We start from the raw sequence: 22967 nt of genomic DNA on the forward strand, positions 1-22967 counted from the left end.
TTCATTTAGTATTGATTCTTTTAATTCTTTTGTATAACTTTTACCTTTCATAAAATACCTCCAATCACTTTTCTTTATTATATCTATTCCAAAAGCAATTGTCCAAGTGTTCTTAGGGGCTTAAGAGTTATCAAAGAGTACATGGAATAAGGATTATGTTCTAAGAGCAATGCAAAATTTTGCTATCAAGAGAATTTGGGATTTATCACGAACTACTGGTGAACCTATTTATGTTATTATTGATGATACTATTTCAGAGAAAACTATACCTTCGTCACGGGCTAAATCTCCAATGGAATTATGTGGTTTTCATCAATCTCATACTAAGAATAAAACAGTTTATGGTCATCAAATAGTAGGTGTTCTTTTGCAATGTGGAGATGTAACTATCCCTTACGAGCTACCGCTCTATGATAAAAAGCAATATGATTCTAAAGGCAATAAAATATCTAAAATTATGATTGCTATAAAAGCAATTTTATCATTACCAAAACCACCCCGACAGGGATATGTTCTAGCTGATAGCTGGTACAGTGCCGAAAAAATAATAAAAGCTTCTTTAAAAAATGGATTTCAATATGTGGGGGCTCTAAAAACTAATCGTGTTATATATCCAAAAGATTGTAGACTAAGTCAGAAAATCAATGGATATGCCCAGATGATAGACAAAGATCAATTTCACCTTGTTACAGTGAATGGGCATTCTTATTATATTTTCAGATATCAAGGTAAAATCAATGGATTTAAGAGTGTAACTATACTAATAAGTTATCCTAAGAATGCTTTTCATAATAATAATGCACTGAAGGCATTTATAACAACCGATATCAATCTAAGTGATAATGAGTTGCTTCAACGTTATAAATGTCGATGGACAATAGAGACTTTCTTTCGTCAAAATAAGATGGAATTAAATCTTGATAAATATCAAATAAGAAATTTTAAAACTTTTAAAAGTTGCATAGGTAAGGTATAAATTTGTACTGTAAAAATTTGTTAGCATTTTTGCACGTTTATAGTAGCTAATATTTATATGATTTTTATAAACATATTTGGTATAAAAAGTTATAACCCTTATATAGTCACAGGCTGAATTACGATTGCTTCTATATCTTTATCAAAATTACCTTTTTCTCTTTTATACGCATTTTCAAAAGCATCTGTATTTTTTATTATATTTTCTTTATCAAATATAAATAAAAATAAATACTCCCCTTTATAATGAAAAGCATCTGAACCTAACTCCTCAGTTAAATTGCGTTCACTCATACTTTTTCTTGAACATTTAACTTCTATAACTATGCTATATTCTTCAAGAATAACATCATACCTTACAGATTTATATCCAGCATCATCAGAAACCTCTAGTCTTACTTCTGGAAAAATTGGTCTTATCAAAGAATATAGAATTCTTTGAACGTCATATTCATTTCCAATTCTAATTTTTCTCAAATCTTCTTGCTTTATAGTACCATTTCCATGAACTTTTTCTTGATACATGGCTTGAATATGTTTATGGAAATTATTTAAAATTCTTCTTATAATTATTAAAGCTATAGTTTTATCAATAGCTTCATCTTTATTTAGGTTTTCTGCCTCATCATAAAGTCCTTTGCATATATCAGATCTTAATATTTTTAAAAAGTTCATTCCTTTTTCAAAACCTTCATTTAACGTATTTATTGTATTTTGTTGGGAAAACTTGTTGATAAAAATTACCGTTTCCATTGAAAATTGATTTAATATAGAGTTATCAGAGAAAATATCATTTAAGCTTTTTATAGTATTATTTCTCCATGTATTAAATCCAGTTTTAAAACTAATAGTATCCCTATCTAAATTAAACTTATTAATAATCCTATTTCCAGCTGCAATATGTTTCTTTATTTCTTCAACTATCTCTTCTTTCTTATTACCATTTTTTATAATTGGCATATCTTCACCTCCCCCTATAAGATTACGTTCATATTAAAATCTTGAATTCTTAACAAACTCCCCATCTTAAATAAAATAAAAATAAAGGATCGAGAATATATACTTGATTATCTTTCCATTCAAAAACTTGATAAATTGATGCACTTGTCATCATAATATCTTGAAGTTTTTGTAATGAATCTCTAATCTTATTTTTATCAAGCTTATCTCTAGAGTTTTTTATTAATCTATCTACTCTATTTTTTATTTCTTCTAAAGAAATACTTATTAATGGAGGATTTTCAGCAATAGATTTTAGTAAAATACTATAAACATCTGCATTTTCTCCGTTAATTAGTTCATATTTTTTCCTCTTTTGCCCTCTTGTAGACGGACCCTCTTTTAATTTTTTTACTACTTCTTTATAAGGTAGATTTATTGTAGTAAACCCATAACTTTCTTTTATTATTGATTCATTTAATACTTGATTAACACTATCATTATCTATATTTAAAAGAGTTGATAAATTTAAACATATTGATTGCATCAATTGTGGAGATGTAAGACTTTCTAATGCAATTTTTGATGCAAATTCATCTGATATATTTACACCTAATTTATTAAATCCCGTAGTAGCAATTTCTTTAAGCTCATATTCTTGCCATGGTTCTATATTAATTAAACTTAACCTCCCACTTAAATCCGCATTTTTTCTTATAGCATCATCTGCTCTATGTGGTAAAGATATAACTATAGCTTTAAATTCTTTTCTTATTGCATCCTTTAATTGATACGCTATATCAAATTGTAAGTCTTCTGGTGCATAATGAAAATCATCAAGAACTAAAACTAAATTATTCTCTTTAAAATAATCAATTACCCTGTCTTTACTTGATACATATTTTTCTTTTATAGTTACTGATTTTTTTTCAGTATTACTTGTTATTCCTTGTCCTTCATACGAATTACTTTCTGTATGTTCTCCTTCAAGAGATAATCCTACCTTTCTTGATACAACAACCCAAAAATCATAGGATTTTTTAAAATCACTGCCTGATAGTGAAATTAGCTGGTGTTTACCTATAACCTTTTCGCATAAAACAGTTTTTCCTGTTTTTGAAGGCCCAATAATTGATGTAAGATATCCTGCTGTATTTAATGCTTGCTGTAACCTAATCTCATAACTGTATTTTAACTCTGATGATACTCTTGAAATATATGTATATTCAGGAAATGCTCCTGGTTTAAACACATCATTAGAACGAAGTTTCTCCATAGCAAATTTCACTCCTTTAACCACCTTAATAGTAATATATATTAATTATATCCCTAAATTAATAATTTTAAAACAATACTATGAAATTAACGACCTTTTAGCACTTATTATATACCTTTTCTTACATATATATAGCTAATATAAACTTCCAGTTCCTATTATAAATCCTATAGCCATAGCAATAAATGGAAGTTATTGTTTTTTATTAAAATACAGATTCAATAGATTTACCACAATTTTATGTTAAATGTTCTGAGGAATATAACAACATAATTTTTATTAGAGTATCACCAATAAAACAGTCTTTGAAATGCCCTAAATGCGATAGCATAGTCGATAGACTTCATGATAAAAAAGAGTTTTTAGTAAAAGATATTCCTATTCATGGAAAGCCTGTAATATTGATTGTTGAAAAGATCAGATTAAGATGTACTTGTTGTGGTCATAGAGGAATACCAATTAGGATTCCTTTTCTTAATAAATATCAAAGAAAAACCGATAGGTTTATTGAATTTATTGCTAAAGAAGTAGCTAAAACTAGTATTAATGAGGTATGTCAGCAACTTGAATTAGGTTACCAAGAAATAAAATCAGCTTTCCATATATATTCTGATAAATTGATTAATGAAATAGACAAAAAGGTTCAAGATAATGGAATTGAATACTTTGGAATAGATGAATTTGCTTTGAAAAAGGGACATAATTATGCTGTAGCATTGATAAATTTCATGTTATTAAACATATGGGAGATGCATTGAAAGAAGTTAGAAAATCAGTATGTAAGCAATTAGATAAAGAATCTAGAACAAAACTATTCAAAGATAGATATATATTAAAGAGAGCTAATGAAAATGTTACAGATGAAGAATATTTAAGATTACTAGAACATTTTAATTTTTGTAGCTGTGCTAATTTAAAAAGAAGGATAATTGCACGCTTTGCAAAATAATCTTTCAAATTTAGTATAGGTATAAATTTACAGGCTACGCCTAAAAGATTTTCAGAGTACGTTTTTTAAAAAATATTGAAAGTGACTATGATATTTTATAGCCACTTTGCACAACATTTATTAAATAGCCTTTTTGTTTTAATATTTTTTCAGATAAAAAAACTTATGCTGCTGACAATATGTCAACAACATAAATATTATAATTCCATAATATGTCTATTTATCAAATATAATTTGGTTTTTATATGCATCTTTTAATTCTTCTATCAAATTACTTCTATCCTTTGAAACACTATCAACATCCTTTTTACGAAAAGTTTCTTTACTTTTATTTATTGCTTTTTCTAAATCATTTTCAATTAAATAATGTCCATTTATACTTGGCATAGTATACCAATTCTCTTTATCATTGAAACGAGTACAAAATATATAAGTATTACCTTCTTGTATCATAGTATCATTATTTGTAGTGTAAAATACTCCATCTTTATATCCACATTGTTGGTCTACTGTTACTGTTTCTTGTAAATTTCCTTTTATATTTTCTAGTACTTTTACTTTAAATTGAGTTTCAGGACAACGATCTCTTTCTTTATCTCCTGATTTTTCTAATACTGTACCTACAAATACATTATCGCAAAATCCTACAAGTTTACGTTTATCATTTAAATCAGTTACAATATTAGTATCTATATTTACAATTTTATTTCTTTTTGAATGAATTATCTTTGTTATAAAACTTATAGCTACTAGTGAAAATATAATTCCAAAACATATAGCATTTTTTTTATTCAGTATTTTCTTCAATAATGTCATCTCCTCATATAATTTTATTATTGATATTCACAAATAGTACTACTATCTCGTTATTTTCCCCACAAGTATTGATAATCATAAATATCCTGACTTCCTAAATTGGCCATATTTTGCAAATATTTATACATTATATTTCCTTTTGGACTATGATCTAATCCTAAGGCATGCCCAAATTCATGTGTAATTGCACATTTTTTTTCTAATTTAGTTATCCTATTTCCTTTCATATAATAATCATTTATTTGTATTTCATCTGTTAGTATTGGTGGATGTACATATCTTGCCGGCCATTCAACATCACTATTATATGTATCACAAACAATTAAATCCGATAATGTTGTCCAAGTATCTTGTTGTATTTTTACTTTTTTTAATTCATTCCATTTATTCACAGCGTAATTCAGTTCAGTATCATATTTTGTTTTATCTTCATAAGCTATTTTCCCATTATCTACCGAATAATGACCTAACAAAAAATGTTGCTTTTTTGCATAAACAGTCGTTGATGCAGAAACAACTAACGTTCCACATAAAATCATTGTAATAACAATTTTTTTCATAAATCTGCCTCCATTTTTACCTTGAATGTTATCAAAAATTATATACTAACTTTTTGTAACCCTTTTAGTCTAAAAAAACAATTATACATTCACATAGACTTCCATACATAAATGTATTTCTAAATAAAAGAAATAAGATTGACCTCTTTAACAGCAATCCTGCTCCCTGCTAGAAGCACTGAAGCTCCTATTCCTAACTTACCAAATTTCTTTTTTAATGCCATATTAATATTCCTCCTATTAATTTTAAAATTTTTAATGGCTTACTGAATTATACAAGCCTTAATTGCCACAAATCGCAATAGAGTAATGATACCATTTTAATCTAAAATTTCAATATTAAATGCATGAAACGTAAAAAATCGAACATAAACGGAATTTTTTTTACAAATTATGTATATTTTCTTCTTGGAGTAACCAAAACAGAACTCACTAATATTCATTCCATTTTGTGTAGGGTAACTGCTTTATCTCAAAAATTGATAAATCTTTATTAAAAAAAAGCACCCCAAGGGGTGCTTCCAATAATTTGAAAACTCTTAATTTTATTTAATTTCAAATGGAACTCTTGTTGCTTGATCAAGCATTTCTCCATTATCTGATTTTATATCCTTACTAATGAATAAAGTGTATTTTTCTCCCTTTGTATAGTTCTCTATAGGAATGATTTTAATTACTCCTGTATTTTTATCAAAGCTTACTTTAGTCTCAACAAGAGTATCATTAGAATCAACTACAAATATATTTATTCCGTTCAATGATTCTAATTTAAGGTTTTTATTGAACCTTATTGTCCAAGTTTTATTAGTTTCAACTGATTTATTTTTAGGAGTATATTCTCTTTGTTCTCCTATTTTATTTTTTAACTTTTGTAAAACAGGACTTTGAAAATCCTTTAATTTTTCTACATTATCAGAAATCTCTTTTTTAAGTTCAGCTATTCTATCCATAGTTGCAGCATATTGTTCATTAGTTTTATCAAGCTTTCCTGATGGAGAATTCATTTGTTTCTTTACTGCATCAAGTCTATTATTTAATGCATTTAGCTTTCCAATAAAGCTGTAACCACTGATACTTTCTTCTTCCTCATCAGCTTCTGTTTCTTCAGCATCTTCATCATTTTCTTCTTGGTCTTCAACTTCTTCCTCTTCTAACTCTTGATCTTCAGATTCTTGATCTCCTATTTCTACATTCTCTTCTTCATTAATTACTTCCTCATTTGTTGCTTCTTCACTCTCTTCAGTTACATTTTCTATCTGTTGACTGCCTATGGCCTCATTCTCTATTGTTAAGCTTGCCTTTGTAGTTTGATCTTGATCTTCTAAATTTTCACTAAAATACTGGTCAATTCTCTCTGAAACATAATTGATGTGGTTTTCAATCTTATCTAGTTTACGGTTTATCTTTTCTAATTCTTTTGCTGTTCTATCTGGTTTTTCTTTTAATTCTTTTTCTTTTATCTGTTTTTCCTTTGCTTCTTTTTCTTTTAATTGCTTTTCTTTTAATTGCTTTTCTTTTACCTGCTTTTCCTTTAATTCTTTTTCCTTTTCATGCTTAATCAATTTTGAGCTTTTGCTATTTTTTTGTTCAACTTTTGGTGCTGGTTTTGCTGAAGTTACTGTTGAAAATGATAAAGCAACTATTAACCCAGCAATGGCCCCTCTTACTTTTACATTTTTTTTCATTTTACAGCCTCCCTTGATAATTTTGGATTCATTTACAAATAAATTCCCTCATTAGTAATTATCGTTAAATATGTTTTTAAGTTTAATTATATTTTTATTTGAAACTAAAATAAAACTGCTGACATTTTTTTTGCCAGCAGTTTTATATATGCTATATAGCTTCCTTATCAAGATTTCCACCAACAAACTGACTGTTGTAAAGATCAGCATAAAAACCTTCTTTAGCAAGGAGTTCATTATGGTTACCTTGTTCAATAATACTTCCATTATTCATAACAAGTATCAAATCTGCATCACGAATTGTAGATAATCTGTGTGCAATAACAAAGCTTGTTCTTCCTTTCATAAGGTTGTTCATAGCCTTTTGTATATAAAGCTCTGTTCTTGTATCAACACTGCTTGTAGCCTCATCAAGAATTAATATTGATGGATTAGCAAGTATTGCACGGGCAATAGTCAGAAGCTGCTTTTGTCCTTGAGAAATATTAGAAGCTTCTTCATTTAGTATTGTATCGTAGCCATCTGGAAGAGTTCTAATAAAATGATCTGCATGAGCGGCCTTTGCTGCCTGAACAATTTCTTCCTCAGTAACTCCTTCACGTCCATAACCTATATTGTCTCTTATAGTACCGTTAAATAACCATGTATCTTGAAGCACCATACCAAAAATTCTGCGTAAATCTCCACGTTTCAAGTCTCTTATATCTACACCATCAACAGTAATTTTCCCACCTTGGATTTCATAAAAACGCATAAGCAGATTTACAAGGGTAGTTTTTCCTGCTCCAGTTGGTCCTACAATGGCAATTGTTTGTCCCTGTTTTACATCTATATTCATATCCTCTATAAGAGTAATCTCTTCTTTATAGCCAAATTTAACATTTTTAAATTCAACTTCACCCTTAGGTGCTTCAATAGTTTTTGCCTCAGCACTATCTGCAATTTCTTCAACCTCATCAAGAAGTTCAAAAACACGTTCAGCTGCTGCAACAGTAGATTGAAGAATATTTGCTATATTTGCTGTTTGAACTATTGGGCGAGAAAATTGCTTTGAATATTGAATAAACGCTTGAATATCCCCAATCTCAATTTTCTTTTTAGTTACAAAGATACCACCTACAACGCAGATAATAACATATCCTATATTACCTATGAAATTCATAAGAGGCATGATTATACCTGAAACGAACTGTGCTTTCCAGCCTACATTGTAAAGTCTCTCGTTAATCTCATTAAACTCATTTATAGACTTATCTTCATGTCCAAATGCCTTTACTATTTTATGACCAGTATACATTTCTTCAACATGACCATTAAGTTCACCCAGTGTCTTCTGCTGTTCTGCAAAATATTTTTGTGAGCGTTTTGCTATCTTTGTTGTTACTATAATGGAAAGTGGTAAAGTTACAATTGTAACAAGTGTCAGTACTGGACTTATAGTCAGCATCATAATGATTATCCCTACAATAGTTACTACAGACGTAATAAGCTGTGTTAAACTCTGTTGCAATGTTGTTGCAATGGTATCTACATCATTAGTAACACGACTTAATATTTCACCGTGAGTATGTGAATCAAAGTACTTAAGAGGTAGACGGTCCAGCTTATCCTTCACTTCGTTACGTATATGAAAAACAGTCTTCTGTGCAACACCTGCCATGATATATTGTTGAATATAACTGAATGCTGCACTAATAACGTAAAGACCTATTAGCAAAAGAAGGATTTGGCCTATATACTTAAAATCCACACTTGGAACAGGTTTATGCATTTTTATTGCCATAAATTTTGCCATAAGACCTTCAAACAATTTAGTTGTAGCTTTTCCCATAATTTTAGGACTGACAATACTGAAAACTGTACTTAAGATTGCCGTTAAGAACACTGCAAGAAGTTTAACTTTCTGAGGCTTTAAATATCCAATAAGCCTTTTCATTGTTCCTTTAAAATCCTTTGCTTTTTCTGCTGGTCTTCCTAATGCTCCCATGGGACCTCCGCCATGACCACGCCCCATTTTTTGTCTTTTCCCATCTTGGTTCATCATGCTATCTCCTCCTCTGAAAGTTGTGAGAGCACAATCTCACGGTACACCTGACAGGTATTTAAAAGCTCTTTATGGTTTCCAATTCCAGCAACTTCACCTTTATCTAAAACTATAATTCTGTCTGCATCCATTACAGTGCTAACTCTTTGTGCAACAATAAGTACAGTGGAATCCACCGTTTCCTTTTTAAGTGCGGTACGGAGATTTGCATCAGTCTTAAAGTCAAGGGCAGAGAAACTGTCGTCAAATATATATATTTCAGGTCTTCTAACTAATGCACGAGCGATAGAAAGACGTTGTTTCTGTCCTCCTGAAACATTGGTACCACCTTGAGAAATTTCTGAATTAAAGCCTTCCTTCATATTGGAGATAAATTCTGTTGCTTGTGCAATTTCAGCTGCGTGTTTAACCTGTTCCTCTGCAGCATCTTCCTTACCATATCTAATGTTATCGGTAATGCTACCTGTAAACAGTACCGCTTTTTGAGGAACAAAGCCTATTTTTGCTCTAAGATTTTCTTGAGACATTTCCCTAATATCTACCCCATCAACCAAAACACTTCCCCTGTGAACATCATAGAAACGTGGTATGAGGCTTATAAGTGTAGATTTACCAGAACCTGTACCTCCGATAATAGCAGTTACCTCACCTGGTTTTGCACTAAAGGAAATATTACTTATAGCTGGCTGCTCTGCACCAGGGTAGCTAAAGGTAACATCCTTAAATTCCACAAATCCTCTTTTATTATCAGTACTTTTTGCATGCTCTGGATTCTTAATTTCTGGAACAGTATCAAGAACTTCATTAATTCTAACCGCTGAAGCTTCTGCACGAGGTATCATAACAAACATTATAGAAACCATAATTAGTGAAAACATGATCTGCATAGCATATTGAAGAAATGCCATCATATCTCCTACTTGCATACTTCCATTATCAATACGAATACCGCCAAACCAAATAATTGCAATACTTGTAAAGTTCATTATTATCATCATAACAGGCATTAAAGAAGCCATTATTTTGTTAACTTTAATAGCTGTTTCAGTAAGATCATGATTTGCTTCATTAAAGCGTTTCTTCTCCTGATCAATACGATTAAAAGCACGTATTACCCTAATACCTGTAAGATTTTCACGTAAAACAAGATTTAACTTATCAAGCTTTACTTGCATAGATTTAAATAGGGGTATACCCTTCCTTGCAATAATAAAAATAATACCAGCAAGAACAGGAATAATAGCGACAAGTACCAAGGATAACTTTGCATCTTTGGATACTGCCATAATAATACCGCCAATACACATCATTGGTGCACTAATCATCATACGCATTATCATAATTGTTACTTGCTGCACCTGTGTAATATCGTTTGTAGTTCTTGTAATTAGGGATGCTGTTCCCATTTTATCAAATTCATTTAATGAAAAGCTTTCTACTCTTGAAAAAACCTTACTGCGAAGATCTCTTCCAAAGCTTGTTGCCACTTTGGATGATAAAAATCCTGCCAAAATTACACATATACCACTTCCTGCGGCTACAAGCAGCATATATCCTCCCACTTTTAAAATGTACTGAGTATCTCCTTTAACTATCCCCGTATCAACTATATCTGACATCAAAGTAGGCAAATACAGTTCTGCCAAGGATTGAAAAAATAATAGTATCAAAATTGCAGCTATAACCGCTGTATAGGGCTTTAAAAATCTAAACAATTTAATCATAAATTATCATCTCCATTCAATATAAGCTGTTGAAAATTCAATATTATAACTCCAACTTCTTGTCACATACCTTTTCAAGATTATCATGCATTTGCATTAATAGCCTGCGCAGTAAAACTTGATCCTCTGCTGTAAAGTTGCCAAAGCACTCTGTTTCTAAATCCTTCATTATTTCTTTTACTTCTATCCAAGCTTCTTTGCCCTTTTCAGTAAGGTATACCCTTGATATACGCTGATCTTCAGTATCCTGTCTGCGCTCCACAAGTTCTCCCTTTTCCATCCTCTTCAACATTACTGTAATAGTAGAAGGCTTGATGCCAAGTTTCTTCGCTAACTCCTTCTGACTTTGACCATCCTTCATATGTAAAGCATGCAGCATAGGCGGTTGTCCAGGATAAATTCCCACTTTATCAAGCAGTGCTTGCATTCGGTGATAATGAAGTCGTATTACTTTAAAGAACATATGATTTAATGAATCCGATCTATAAAAACTCATTTATCTTCCTCCTAATTATTTAGTCGACTAACTAATTATATATTATAACTAATTTTTTTACTAGAGGTATATTGTGTTAGAATTCTTTGAACAATATGCAAAAATGATGAAGTGATTTTCAGTAGCCAGTAACCAGTATCCGAAAAAGGAATAAAAAGTGCTTAGATATGTTAAATTAAGTAAAAAGAAATATAAATAAGAGTAAGAATATAGAAAATCACTATGTTCTTACTCTTATTTTAATTTAGTTTTGCGTTAGCAAAATTTCCTTTACTAGTTACTGGCTACTGGCTACTGGTTACTAAAATATAAACCTTTAGTATACTTGAAAGTAGTCATGATCCTAAAATAATCTTAAAAACACTCTACTGAAACTCATCAAGTATTCTATAGTTTAAATTCTTCAACAGCAGTTTCAAGCTCCTCCGCCAAACTTCTCAAATTAAGGGATGACTCTGCAATTTGCTGCATAGATGCTGTTTGTTCTTCAGTAGTTGCTGATATTTCTTCTGAGGATGCAGCAGTTTCTTCCGCTATTGAAGCTATATTGGTTATAGATTTCACTATTTCTTCACTATTATTTGCAATGCTTTCAGATGTATCGCTAACTTGTTTGATTTGGTAAACAACTTTATCTACTTCTGAAGCAATGGCTTTAAAAGTTTCTCCAGTTTTATTTACGACTAAAACCCCTTCTTCCACTTCCTTTGAACTCTGTTCAATAATTACTACTGCTTTTCCTGTCTCGTTTTGTATGTTTTTTACCAACTCAACAATTTCCTGTGCCGATTGGGATGATTCTTCTGCTAATTTTCTTACCTCTTCAGCTACAACTGCAAAGCCTTTTCCGTGTTCTCCTGCCCTTGCAGCCTCGATAGCTGCATTTAATGCTAGCAAATTAGTCTGGCTTGCAATTCCTTGTATAGCTCCAACAATTACTCCTATTTTTTCAGATTCTTGTCCCAAAAGTTTTATTACATTTGATGTTTGTACCGAAGTATTTTTAACTTCTTGTATTTTTTTAACTGCACCTTCTGATACTGTCAATCCTTCGTTTGCAGTTTTCAAAACCTGTATACTTGTATTAGATACTTCTTTTGCATTTTCTGATCCCTTAATTATTTCCTTCCACATATTATTTACTATAATATTTGCATCCTCAGTGGCTTGTGCTTGTGTCGTAGTACCTTGTGCCAATTCTGTAACTGTATTTGATATGTTCATGCTGGCTGATGATACCTCTTGTGATGAAGCAGATAGCTGTTCACTGGAAGATGCTAAAAGCTGAGATGATTGGTTAACTTTCTGTATTAAATTTTTTAAATTTGATACCATAGTATCAAAAGCTTTTGATAATGTCTCAATTTCATCTCCTGTCTTAATTTCTCTAACAGATTGAGATAAGTCTCCATCAGCAACCTTATTGGCTGCATTCGTTAATGCAATTACTGGGTTTGAAATGCTCAATGACATAAATATGCTTATAATTACCCCTATTATAATAGCCACTGCTACAAAGATAATCATTTTAATTTGTTGGTGATTTAACTCTTCTTCCACTCCTTGAACAATTTCTGTATTTTGTTTATCTACCCATTGAATCCATTTCTCAGTGATTTCTTGAATCTTATCAACTTTATCTCTGCCCTCTGCGGCTTTCACATATGCCTTCTGAAAATCCCCTGATTTTCCTAATTGAAAAACACTTTGTGCTATTTCTTCATATTCTTTATGTACATTTATAATTTCACTTAAACATTGTTTTGACTGTTCTGTATCAATAAGCTTCTCAATATTCTTATATGTCTCACCTTTAGAAGAATTTATTTCATTAAAAAGTTCAATATATCTTTCATCTTTGTATACTAAATATCCTCTAAGAGCTGCCACCTGATCTAATGTATCAGATCTTACTTCCCATATATAACTTGATATAGGTATATTCTCCTTTACTGCCACATCATACTCTTTTTTAGTATTTCTCAATCCTGAAATTCCAAGGTATGATACCAATAGTATCAATGCAATCATTATGGCAAAACCACTAGTTATCTTAGTTCTAATTTTAAATTTCATATTTACCCACCTATACATATGTTTTTTTAATATTTAATTTTTATCCATTATGTTTATATTGTATATGTTCCTGAATTAACTTAAGTGCTTTAAAACATTGTATGAAAAACGCTCATGCAAACGTATACACGCTTAGTGCTTAACAAAATTATATGCTAACTAAACTCTCAATATACCTGGCTTTTACCAATGACATTACCTTATCATAATAAGTTACTTCTTCTAAAAAAAGAATAAATTAAAATCATCTTTTGTTTCCCCCCTATTTATGTTAAATTTTTATAACTTCATTTACCTCCTTTATAAAATTTTACATATTAAATGAAATTTTTTCAATATTTTTATATAAATATAGTTTTTTTCAATTTATTAATATAATACCACAAATACCCATACTCCTTATTTTCAAAATACAAATAAAGAGTGTAAAATATATAAACAATAAAAATAGCTTTCAAAGTTATACATAAAAGTTATAAAATGGTTGTTAATCTTATACATATACCTAAGAAAGCAATCTCTCATGTCTTTTTATATTTTATTATTTACTATAATAATTAGTATTCTTTTCTATTACTACTGGAAATTCATCATCTCCCTTTAATTCTTTATTTTTTTCAATAACTACATTCTTATCAATAATAACCTTTGTAAGTTTAGCATTCTCTTTTATTTCACAGTTCTGCATTATTATACAATCCTGAAGCTTGGCCCCTTTTCCGACTCTCACTCTTCTTGCTAATATACAGTTTTCTATCTCTCCTTCTATTACTGATCCATTAGCTATCAAAGAGTTTGTTACATCGGAGCTCAAAGAATATTTTGTTGGTGGCTCATCCTTTACCTTAGTATATATTGGTCTTTTACTAAAGAACAATTCTTTACTGATTTTAGGATTAAGCATGTCCATATTTGCTTTATAAAAAGTCTTTGTTGAATTTATACATGTTAAATATCCGTCAAATTCATATGCATTAATATCTAACTGCTTAAGCTTCGAATAAATACATTCCTTTATTGATTTATAATATCCTGCTGAAACACATTCATTAAGGATATTTAAAAGAACTTCTTTGTCCATTATAAACATATCCATAGATATATTTACTTCATTCTCCATTCCAATATTTCTTCCTACACTTATAACAGAGTTATTATCATCTATATTCAAAGCATTACAATTAATAAAATCTGTAATACCATCTTTTACTTTTTTATAAATTATAGTTATATTCTTTCCTTCCTTTTCATGAAATTCAATAGCTTTTTTATAATCAATATTGCATATCATATTTGATGAGGCAAATATAACCTTACTCTGTTTGCTGCGGTAAAGATACTCTATGTTTTCCTTTATAAGATTTACATCATCCGTAATAGAATTTGAACAATTAAAATTAAAAATAAATAATCCATTAATCTTTCTATCCAAATCCCAATCCTTACCTGAATCCAAATGATCCATCAAGGATCTTGATCTACTTTGAGTATATATTCCCACATTAGTTAACCCTGCATTAACCATATTAGAAAGGACAAAATCTATTATTCTATATCTTCCACCTATAGGAATAGCAGCTAAAGGTCTAGCACCTGTTAAATTCTTTATTTGTTCATCATTTTCGTTTAAACTTATAATCCCCATATAATCGTTATTCATATCTTGTCCCCCCAAATCACTTAATTATAGAATTGCTCTTTACGTCCTCGTTATCTCCTAAAACTACTATCTCTTCTGAATTACCTATTACACTGTTTCTTCTTATAGTTGCCCTCTTACCAACTATAGCTTTTCTTATAACTACATTATCTCCTATCTTGGTATTGCACATAATTACAGAATCTTCAATTATGGTATTTTTACCTACATGAACTCCTGGAAATAAAACTGAATTGTTTACAGTTCCAAATACAGTGCAGCCCTCAACCACAAGAGAATTCCTTATTTTAGCAGTACCACCTATATATTGAGGAGGTTTTGTAGGATTTGCTGTGTATATCTTCCAATGTTCATCATGAATATTTAATTCATTTTCTGGATTTAATAAATCCATATTAGCTTCCCATAAGCTTTCAATTGTACCAACATCTTTCCAATATCCTTTAAAAGGATAAGCATATAAATTTAGTTCACTATTCAACATATTCGGTATAATATTTTTCCCAAAATCTCTACTTGACTCCTTGTCCTTAGAATCATCAATAAGATATTTTTTAAGGATTTTCCAATTGAAAATGTAAACCCCCATAGAAGCTTTATTATTCTTAGGATTTTCAGGTTTTTCTTCAAATTCATATACTTTATTATCAGGAGTTGTGTTCATAATACCAAATCTACTTGCCTCCTCCATAGGCACTTCAATAACTGCAATAGTTGCATCTGCTCCTTTTTCCTTATGAAATTTAAGCATTTTAGAATAATCCATTTTATAAATATGGTCTCCTGATAATACTAAAACATATTCTGGATTATATCTGTCAACAAAGGATATATTCTGGTATATGGCATCGGCAGTACCCATATACCAATCTCCACCATCATTTCTCATATGGGGCGGAAGAATAGTTACCCCTCCATTATTTCTATCTAAATCCCAAGGACTGCCTATTCCTATGTGAGCATTTAGTTTATGAGGCTGATATTGAGTTAATACTCCAATAGTATCTATTCCCGAATTTGAACAATTACTTAAAGTAAAATCAATAATTCTATATTTACCTCCAAAAGGTACTGCAGGCTTTGCATTTCTCTTTGTTAACACTTTTAATCTTGTACCTTGTCCACCTGCTAAAATCATCGCTAAAATTTCTTTGTTTAACATTCCTTCACCACCATCTACTTAATATTTAATACAGAAAAGTTATATATATCTTAATATTACATTATTTTCAATTTTTGTTCAATATTAAAAATGAATTTTCATCCTTTTATTTACAAATAAATGTTGATAAGTTTTTTACAAAAAGTTATAATAAATGTTAATTATATCGTTTTTGTGATATTTTTTTACTTTCGTTGAAGTTTCTTTGAATTTTGTCGAATTATATACGATACTATATATATATGTTAATAAATATGAGGATGTGATATATTGAAAAAGCCTTATACGCTAATAAATCCACTTTCTAAACATAACATTTTATTAAAAATCAGTGGACCTGTTTTTACATTATTTTTAAGTATAATATTTATATTAAATTTAAATATTATTATGAAAATTCCTACTTTATATTCCATTTTTTATGTATGCATTCTTTATTCGACTTTTACAGGAGGACTGGCTGTTTCTTTAATCAGTTCTTTTATTAGTGGAATATGTTTTTATAATATGTGTCTGACATTTACTTCACTTCAAAATCATGCACTCTCAAATTTTGCCTTATTAATGTTATCTTTATTAAGCACTGCTATTTTAACTAATATTTTAGATAAACATATAAAAACAAGTAATGCTAAACTAATAAAAAAACAAAAAGAGCTTCATCATAACCAAAATATGTTAACCAATATTATTGATTCAATAAATGATGGTATACTGGTAATTTCTTTAAAAGGAACTATAACTCATACAAACAAAAAACTTATAGAAATGTGGAAACTACCTCAATACCTTGATATAAAAGAATATGATACCGCTTCATTAATGAATCTTGTTTGTAACCAATTAAAGGAACCAAATAAATTTAAAGATAGTATTCAGTCTATTATCAATTCAAACAAAGAAGCAACTTCTACTTTGCGGTTTAAAGATGACAGAATCTTTAAATGTTCCTACAGACCTTTAGTTGAAAACGATGAAATCATTGGTAGAGTTTGGAGTTTCAAAGATATAACCCAAGAAACCACAGCAAATAAGATTCTTAAAGAAAGTGCGGATCAGTACAAAAAATTAATTGAATTTTTACCAGCTGGAATTTTTGTTCATACAAATAGAAAAATTGTTTTTGCAAATACCAACTTTGCAAAGCTTATAGGTATAGACAATCCAAATATGCTGATTGATAGAAATTTTGCCGACTTTATCCATAAAGATTATTTTGAAATTGTAGAAAAAAGAATCAGACTGGTTGAAACTACTGGAAAAAGCGTTCCTGTATTGGAAGAAAAATTCATAAGGTTAGATAGCAGTATACTAGATGTATCTGTATCTACTACCCCATTTACTTTTGAAGATAAAGCAGCCTGTTTGGTTGTAGTTCAAGATATTACAGAACATAAACAAGCTGAAGCTCTACGTAAAAAGATTGAAGAAAAACAAAGATTACTGAATGAAGCTAACAGATATAATCAACTTCAATCTGAATTTTTTGCTAATCTATCCCATGAGTTTAAAACACCTTTAAATGTTTTATATAGTTCTTTACAGTTAATGAGCTTATTGCTTAACAACTCTTCTGTTGAAGATTTAAATGAAACTATTAAAAAAATGAAAAATTATGTACCCAATATGAAACAAAACTGTTTTAGACTTATAAGATTGCTTAATAACCTTATAGATATTACAAAACTTGATTCTGGATATTTAGACTTGAGTTACAAAAACGAAAACATTATTGAAATAGTTGAAAATATAACTTTATCTGTAGTAGAATTCGTTGAAAATAAAGGCTTAACATTAATATTTGATACAGATACTGAAGAAAAAATCATGGCCTGTGACTGTTATAAAATCGAGAGAATATTATTAAATCTTATTTCTAATTCCATAAAATTCACCCCAAAAGGTGGAGACATATTTGTCAATGTATATGATAAAACTGATTTTGTGCTTATCTCTGTAAGAGATACGGGGCTAGGTATTCCTGAAGATAAACAGCATATTATTTTTGAACGTTTTAGGCAGGTAGACAGATCTCTTACTAGAAAAAGCGAAGGAAGCGGCATTGGTTTATCTATTGTTAAATCTTTAGTGGAGCTTATGGATGGAGAAATTACTGTTAAAAGTGAATTAAACAAAGGAAGTGAATTTATAATAAAACTTCCTGTAAAATTAGTTGAAGAATCTGCTTCTGAATCACATAAAGAAATTGCTTGTACTTCTCAAGCTAAAATTAAAAACATACAAATTGAATTTTCAGATATTTATTCAGAATAGTCCACAACGCTCAATTCCCAGCTACTAATAAAAAACGACAGACACCTGTCGTTTTTTATTTTTCACAATTTCATCACAATTAAAACAAAGTTTAAACAAAATTTTTTATTATCATTATAGTATCAAATGTTTTTAGGAGGTACTAAAATGAAAAATAAATTCAGATGGATTGTGTCAATTTTTTTCTTACTCTTTGCTCCCTTTGCAGCAGTAATGCATCAGATAAAAGGTGGTGGTCCTGATGGTTCAGCTTCTGTTGATGCACTATGTCCCTTTGGTGGATTAGAAACATTGCCTACTCTTTTTAAAGATGGAACATATATGCAGCGAATAACGCCATCATCCTTTATATTGTTAATAGCAGTAGTAATTTTGACCTTTATTTTAGGTAGAGCTTTCTGTGGATATATCTGTCCTCTTGGAACCATTCAAAGCTTATTTACTAAACTGGGTAAAAAGCTTAATATAAAACAGATTAAAATAAATAAAAATGCAGATAAGATATTAAGATTTGCTAAATATATTGTATTGTTTATAGTATTATTTACAACTTATAAAGCTGGAGAGTTGGTTATAAGAGCCTATGACCCATGGGCAGCATTTATGCATTTAAGTTCTGGAACTGAAATATTTGAAGAGTTTTTGGTAGGTCTTATTATATTAATAGCACTTCTAATAGTATCAATGTTTATTGAAAGAGCTTGGTGCAAATATTTCTGTCCACTTGGAGTGGCCTTAGCCATAACATCACCGCTTAGAATATTCAAAATAAAGAAAAATACATCTACTTGCATAAACTGTAAAGCTTGTACTAGAAATTGTCCTATGGGACTTGATGTTCACTCTGAAGATTCTGTTTCTAGCACTGAATGTATATCCTGTGGAGAATGTATAACAAGCTGTCCTGTAGATAAAACTCTAGAAATGAAAAAAGGCAGCACTTCTCTGTCTATAAATAAAATAGGTGTTGTTGTTATTACAGTTCTAGCATTAGTTGTTGGTGGCAACGCAGCAATAGGTAATTTTGAAACTTCTCTTTCTAACAGAGCCACATTAACTCAAGACGGTGTATTGGATGCTGATAACATAAAAGGATACATGACCTTAAATGAGGTTGCTGAAGAATTTAATATTGATATAAAAGTTCTATTGGAAAAATGTAATTTGCCTGAAGATACTGATATAAATAAGTCTATGAAAGACTTAAAAAATGATTTAGCTGAAAAAGGAATAGAGTTTGAAACTTCTAACTTGAGAGAAGTAGTAAAAGAAATTATAGAGTAAAATTTCAGATATATAATTATATACTCTCCTAATTAGTTTAAGTATAAATTTCATTTATACTTATAAAATTCTATATAATATAAATAATATAATTATTAGATTTTTATATATAATTGAGCAAATTTTATAATTTTTAATTGTTGATATAGCTAAATTTTTCTCTCTATCTCAAGCTTTTTATCCTTTTGATCCTATATATATTTAACAATATTAGTACCATATATATCTCTCCAAGAACCAGTAACCTTTATAAAACAAAAGTCTATGAAAACACTCTCTAAATAGCATTTTCATAGACTTTTATTAAAATTAAATTCTATTTATAATTTACATTTTTCAGGTGTGTGATACGGCCCCTTGGAAGAAACCGGTAGCAGTTTCTTCTTGCTCATAATTCAATTATTCTATCACAACAGTTAGCAATATAAGTATCATGAGTAACAATAATAATTGTTTTTCCTTGTTTACTAAAATCTTTTAACATATTAATAATTATATCTCGATTTTTTTCATCTAAAGAACCTGTAGGTTCATCTGCTAAGATAAGTTCACATTCCTGTAAATAAAGTTTAAGCATTGCTATTCTTTGCTGTTCACCACCACTTAATTTATATACAGGTTTATCTTTTAACTTCTCTAATTTAAGCATTTTTAATGCTTCTTCAATTTTATTATTCCTCTCTTTTTTGGATAATTTTTTATATTCTAAAACAATATCTAAATTCCATTTTACCGTTTCATCTTCTACTAAACCATAATTTTGAAACAAATAACCTATTTTATTACGTCTTAATAACATTGCATCTTTTGAAGATATATCTACATTTTTTTTATCAAATAAATATAAATCTCCACTAGATGGTTTTGAAATAAGTCCTATGATATTTAACAAAGTTGTTTTACCTTTACCACTTTCACCAATAATAGCTACCATTTCTCCATTATGTGTAGAAAAATTAATATTTTCAATTACCTTATTACTATCAAATTCTTTATATATTTTATTTAACTTCAGTACTTCCATACTAGCATCCTCCATTAAGTATCTTATACAAATCTTTAATTATTATTTTTCTATATAAAAATAATAATATTATTAAATCATAAATAATAAATAATAAATAAATTATAAAATTTACTTTTAAAATATATAATATAATAGAGACACTCATCATAATTATAGTTGTTACAATATTATTATTTAAAATTTTAATAATACTATATCCTTGAATATATTCAGCTCCATATTTTTTACTACTTACAACCATATCTATATAATTTGATACGTAGACAATAAATATTAATACTAGTACAAATAGACATATGAAAATAATGGATTGACTCATTAAAAACTTACAATTACTAATTCTTATCTCAAATGGTGTTAACATAGTCTTTGTATGATAAAGCTTGTCTAAGTTATATTGTATCAACATACTTTTAAATTGATTTCTATCATCTAACTTAAAGGCCATACTAAAATTTGTAATAAGATGATAATAAAAACTACTGTTAAAACTTCCATTGTCTAGAATTATAATAGAATCATAAATTTCCGTATCTATGTTATCTTCATCATAAATAGAACTTAATATTTTGTATTTTATCCCATTATCAATATAAATAACTTGTATATTATTTATTTTGTTTTCTTGGTCGTCTAAACCATTTACATACATACTATAAATATCTATATAACTACTCTTTATATCTTCTTCATATTGCTTATATTTTTTAGGTACTAATATTGTTGGAATACTCTGATCAAAATCCCAATTTATTTTAACTTCTGTATAATCTTCTATATATTTTTTATTCAAGATAAGTTTATTTCTTATATATGAGTTAATCATTTGATCTTTAGTCTCCTGAAAAGCACCATATTTTAAATTTTCTATGATTAAATCGTTCATAACATAAGCTTTATCTTGATTTTCAATATACATTTTCTTAACATTATTTTGAGTTTCAACAAGTTCTTTATTATTCTTACTTAACCTATCATACTCATCTGAATTAAACCCATTAGAAGTATACATGTTATTTAATGATTTATAAGAGTTATACTTTTTATAAATCTCTTGCAAATCCCCATAATATTTAATAGACCTATTAATTGAAAATGTAATAAAAATAATTAAAACAATCTTAAGTATATGAATTATACAATTCAATCTGGAAGAAAAAACTTTATTTTTTAATGCTGCAATAACATCCATTCCTTTTACACATTTTTGTAATAATAGTAGCAGTACAATATTAATACTACTAATAATAAATAAAAATAAAATTAAAAAAATAATGTATCTCAAAGAAAATTTATTATTAATATAATAGTAAATGGAATATCCCAAAGCCACTAGTACTATACAACTGCTTTGTATCTGTAACGTTTCCTTAATATTAGTAAAAACTATTTTTACAGGTGAAAAACCTGATAATTTTTTTACTGCATTTACTTTATATCTAAATATTATATATATATACATAATTGTTAATGTAATAATATATAATATAACAAATTGTAGTAAATTTTGTTTTAAAATAGTGCTATAAGATATTGTTTGATCATCTACCATTTTAATGTCTATACCTACTTTTTGTGAAAGCATACTTATTTGTTCTGGTGATAAACTAGCCGAAAATAATCCACTGCTATCTACAAAATCATCTTGTGTCATTTGAAAATATCTATAAATATTATGAGAAACACCAATAATTTTTTTTATTGAGTTTATATCAGTATGGTAAATATCATAATAAATATTTTCATCCTCTGATATAGGCGTTTTCACTATCTGAAATGTAGCATTGTTTTCTATAAGCTCTTTATATATTTTCACTAAATTTTCACCTTTGGTGTCACATATTTGATACTTAATTAAAGAAGTATCTCCAATATTTTTAAGCCCATATATCTCATATATAGAATTATCAAATATATAAGAAAATATTAGTATTAACCCAAGTAAATAAATTGTAAATATTTTTTTCATAAATAACCTCTTTTATATTTTTAGTTAGTGTAAAGTTTTCATACTATTTAC

At 28.8% G+C, this 22967-nt stretch carries 18 protein-coding genes; 5 read left to right on the forward strand and 13 right to left on the reverse strand.

The window, feature by feature from the left end; translation table 11 throughout:
- Nucleotides 1–169: 169 nt before the first annotated feature.
- On the forward strand, nt 170–976 hold the full coding sequence (locus OIO11_RS08660) for a transposase (RefSeq protein ID WP_268071052.1): 807 nt from the start codon (nt 170–172) through the stop codon (nt 974–976).
- A gap of 98 nt (nt 977–1074) precedes the next feature.
- Here the strand turns inward: OIO11_RS08660 and OIO11_RS08665 are convergent, their stop codons facing one another.
- Nucleotides 1075–1935 carry a hypothetical protein gene (locus OIO11_RS08665; RefSeq protein ID WP_268071053.1) on the reverse strand — a complete coding sequence of 287 codons (861 nt, stop codon included), beginning with the start codon at nt 1933–1935 and terminating at the stop codon, nt 1075–1077.
- A gap of 49 nt (nt 1936–1984) precedes the next feature.
- A complete protein-coding gene (locus tag OIO11_RS08670; protein ID WP_268071054.1) occupies nt 1985–3202 on the reverse strand; it encodes an ATP-binding protein in 1218 nt (405 codons plus the stop codon).
- A gap of 293 nt (nt 3203–3495) precedes the next feature.
- On the opposite strand from OIO11_RS08670, the gene OIO11_RS08675 reads away from it, so the two are divergent.
- Nucleotides 3496–3948 carry a transposase family protein gene (locus tag OIO11_RS08675; protein WP_268071055.1) on the forward strand — a complete coding sequence of 151 codons (453 nt, stop codon included), beginning with the start codon at nt 3496–3498 and terminating at the stop codon, nt 3946–3948.
- Nucleotides 3933–4139: a transposase gene (locus OIO11_RS08680; RefSeq protein ID WP_268071056.1), complete on the forward strand. Its 207-nt coding sequence runs from the start codon at nt 3933–3935 to the stop codon at nt 4137–4139. The genes OIO11_RS08675 and OIO11_RS08680 overlap by 16 nt, the downstream gene beginning before the upstream one ends.
- Before the next feature lie 216 nt (nt 4140–4355).
- Here OIO11_RS08680 and OIO11_RS08685 read toward each other — a convergent pair whose 3' ends face one another.
- The 9 genes from OIO11_RS08685 to OIO11_RS08725 form a co-directional block, all read right to left on the reverse strand.
- A complete protein-coding gene (locus tag OIO11_RS08685; protein WP_268071057.1) occupies nt 4356–4946 on the reverse strand; it encodes a hypothetical protein in 591 nt (196 codons plus the stop codon).
- A 59-nt stretch (nt 4947–5005) separates the two neighbouring features.
- Complete coding sequence (locus tag OIO11_RS08690) at nt 5006–5515, reverse strand: matrixin family metalloprotease (protein ID WP_268071058.1); 510 nt, start codon at nt 5513–5515, stop codon at nt 5006–5008.
- Nucleotides 5516–6060: 545 nt separating this feature from the next.
- Nucleotides 6061–7200, reverse strand: a complete 1140-nt coding sequence (locus OIO11_RS08695) for an Ig-like domain-containing protein (protein WP_268071059.1) — start codon at nt 7198–7200, stop codon at nt 6061–6063.
- A 151-nt stretch (nt 7201–7351) separates the two neighbouring features.
- A complete protein-coding gene (locus OIO11_RS08700; protein WP_326497930.1) occupies nt 7352–9241 on the reverse strand; it encodes an ABC transporter ATP-binding protein in 1890 nt (629 codons plus the stop codon).
- A complete protein-coding gene (locus OIO11_RS08705) occupies nt 9241–10968 on the reverse strand; it encodes an ABC transporter ATP-binding protein (RefSeq protein ID WP_268071060.1) in 1728 nt (575 codons plus the stop codon). Before OIO11_RS08705 ends, OIO11_RS08700 begins: the two co-directional genes overlap by 1 nt.
- Before the next feature lie 43 nt (nt 10969–11011).
- Complete coding sequence (locus tag OIO11_RS08710) at nt 11012–11464, reverse strand: MarR family winged helix-turn-helix transcriptional regulator (protein WP_268071061.1); 453 nt, start codon at nt 11462–11464, stop codon at nt 11012–11014.
- A 387-nt stretch (nt 11465–11851) separates the two neighbouring features.
- A complete protein-coding gene (locus OIO11_RS08715; RefSeq protein ID WP_268071062.1) occupies nt 11852–13540 on the reverse strand; it encodes a methyl-accepting chemotaxis protein in 1689 nt (562 codons plus the stop codon).
- Between the two features lie 541 nt (nt 13541–14081).
- On the reverse strand, nt 14082–15200 hold the full coding sequence (gene glgD, locus OIO11_RS08720; protein WP_268071063.1) for a glucose-1-phosphate adenylyltransferase subunit GlgD: 1119 nt from the start codon (nt 15198–15200) through the stop codon (nt 14082–14084).
- Between the two features lie 16 nt (nt 15201–15216).
- A complete protein-coding gene (locus OIO11_RS08725) occupies nt 15217–16362 on the reverse strand; it encodes a glucose-1-phosphate adenylyltransferase (protein ID WP_268071064.1) in 1146 nt (381 codons plus the stop codon).
- A 564-nt stretch (nt 16363–16926) separates the two neighbouring features.
- On the opposite strand from OIO11_RS08725, the gene OIO11_RS08730 reads away from it, so the two are divergent.
- Together OIO11_RS08730 and OIO11_RS08735 are read left to right on the forward strand one after the other, a co-directional pair.
- A complete protein-coding gene (locus OIO11_RS08730; protein WP_268071065.1) occupies nt 16927–18636 on the forward strand; it encodes a sensor histidine kinase in 1710 nt (569 codons plus the stop codon).
- Between the two features lie 147 nt (nt 18637–18783).
- Nucleotides 18784–19920 carry a 4Fe-4S binding protein gene (locus OIO11_RS08735; RefSeq protein WP_268071066.1) on the forward strand — a complete coding sequence of 379 codons (1137 nt, stop codon included), beginning with the start codon at nt 18784–18786 and terminating at the stop codon, nt 19918–19920.
- 388 nt (nt 19921–20308) lie between these two features.
- Here the strand turns inward: OIO11_RS08735 and OIO11_RS08740 are convergent, their stop codons facing one another.
- Both OIO11_RS08740 and OIO11_RS08745 read right to left on the reverse strand, forming a co-directional pair.
- Nucleotides 20309–20944, reverse strand: coding sequence for a putative bacteriocin export ABC transporter (locus tag OIO11_RS08740; protein ID WP_268071067.1), 636 nt, complete (start codon nt 20942–20944; stop codon nt 20309–20311).
- Nucleotide 20945: 1 nt separating this feature from the next.
- Nucleotides 20946–22916 carry a hypothetical protein gene (locus OIO11_RS08745; RefSeq protein ID WP_268071068.1) on the reverse strand — a complete coding sequence of 657 codons (1971 nt, stop codon included), beginning with the start codon at nt 22914–22916 and terminating at the stop codon, nt 20946–20948.
- Between the last annotated feature and the right edge of the window lie 51 nt (nt 22917–22967).

Source organism: Clostridium sp. ZS2-4, from assembly GCF_026719745.1.
In the GTDB taxonomy this organism is placed as follows: domain Bacteria; phylum Bacillota; class Clostridia; order Clostridiales; family Clostridiaceae; genus Clostridium_H.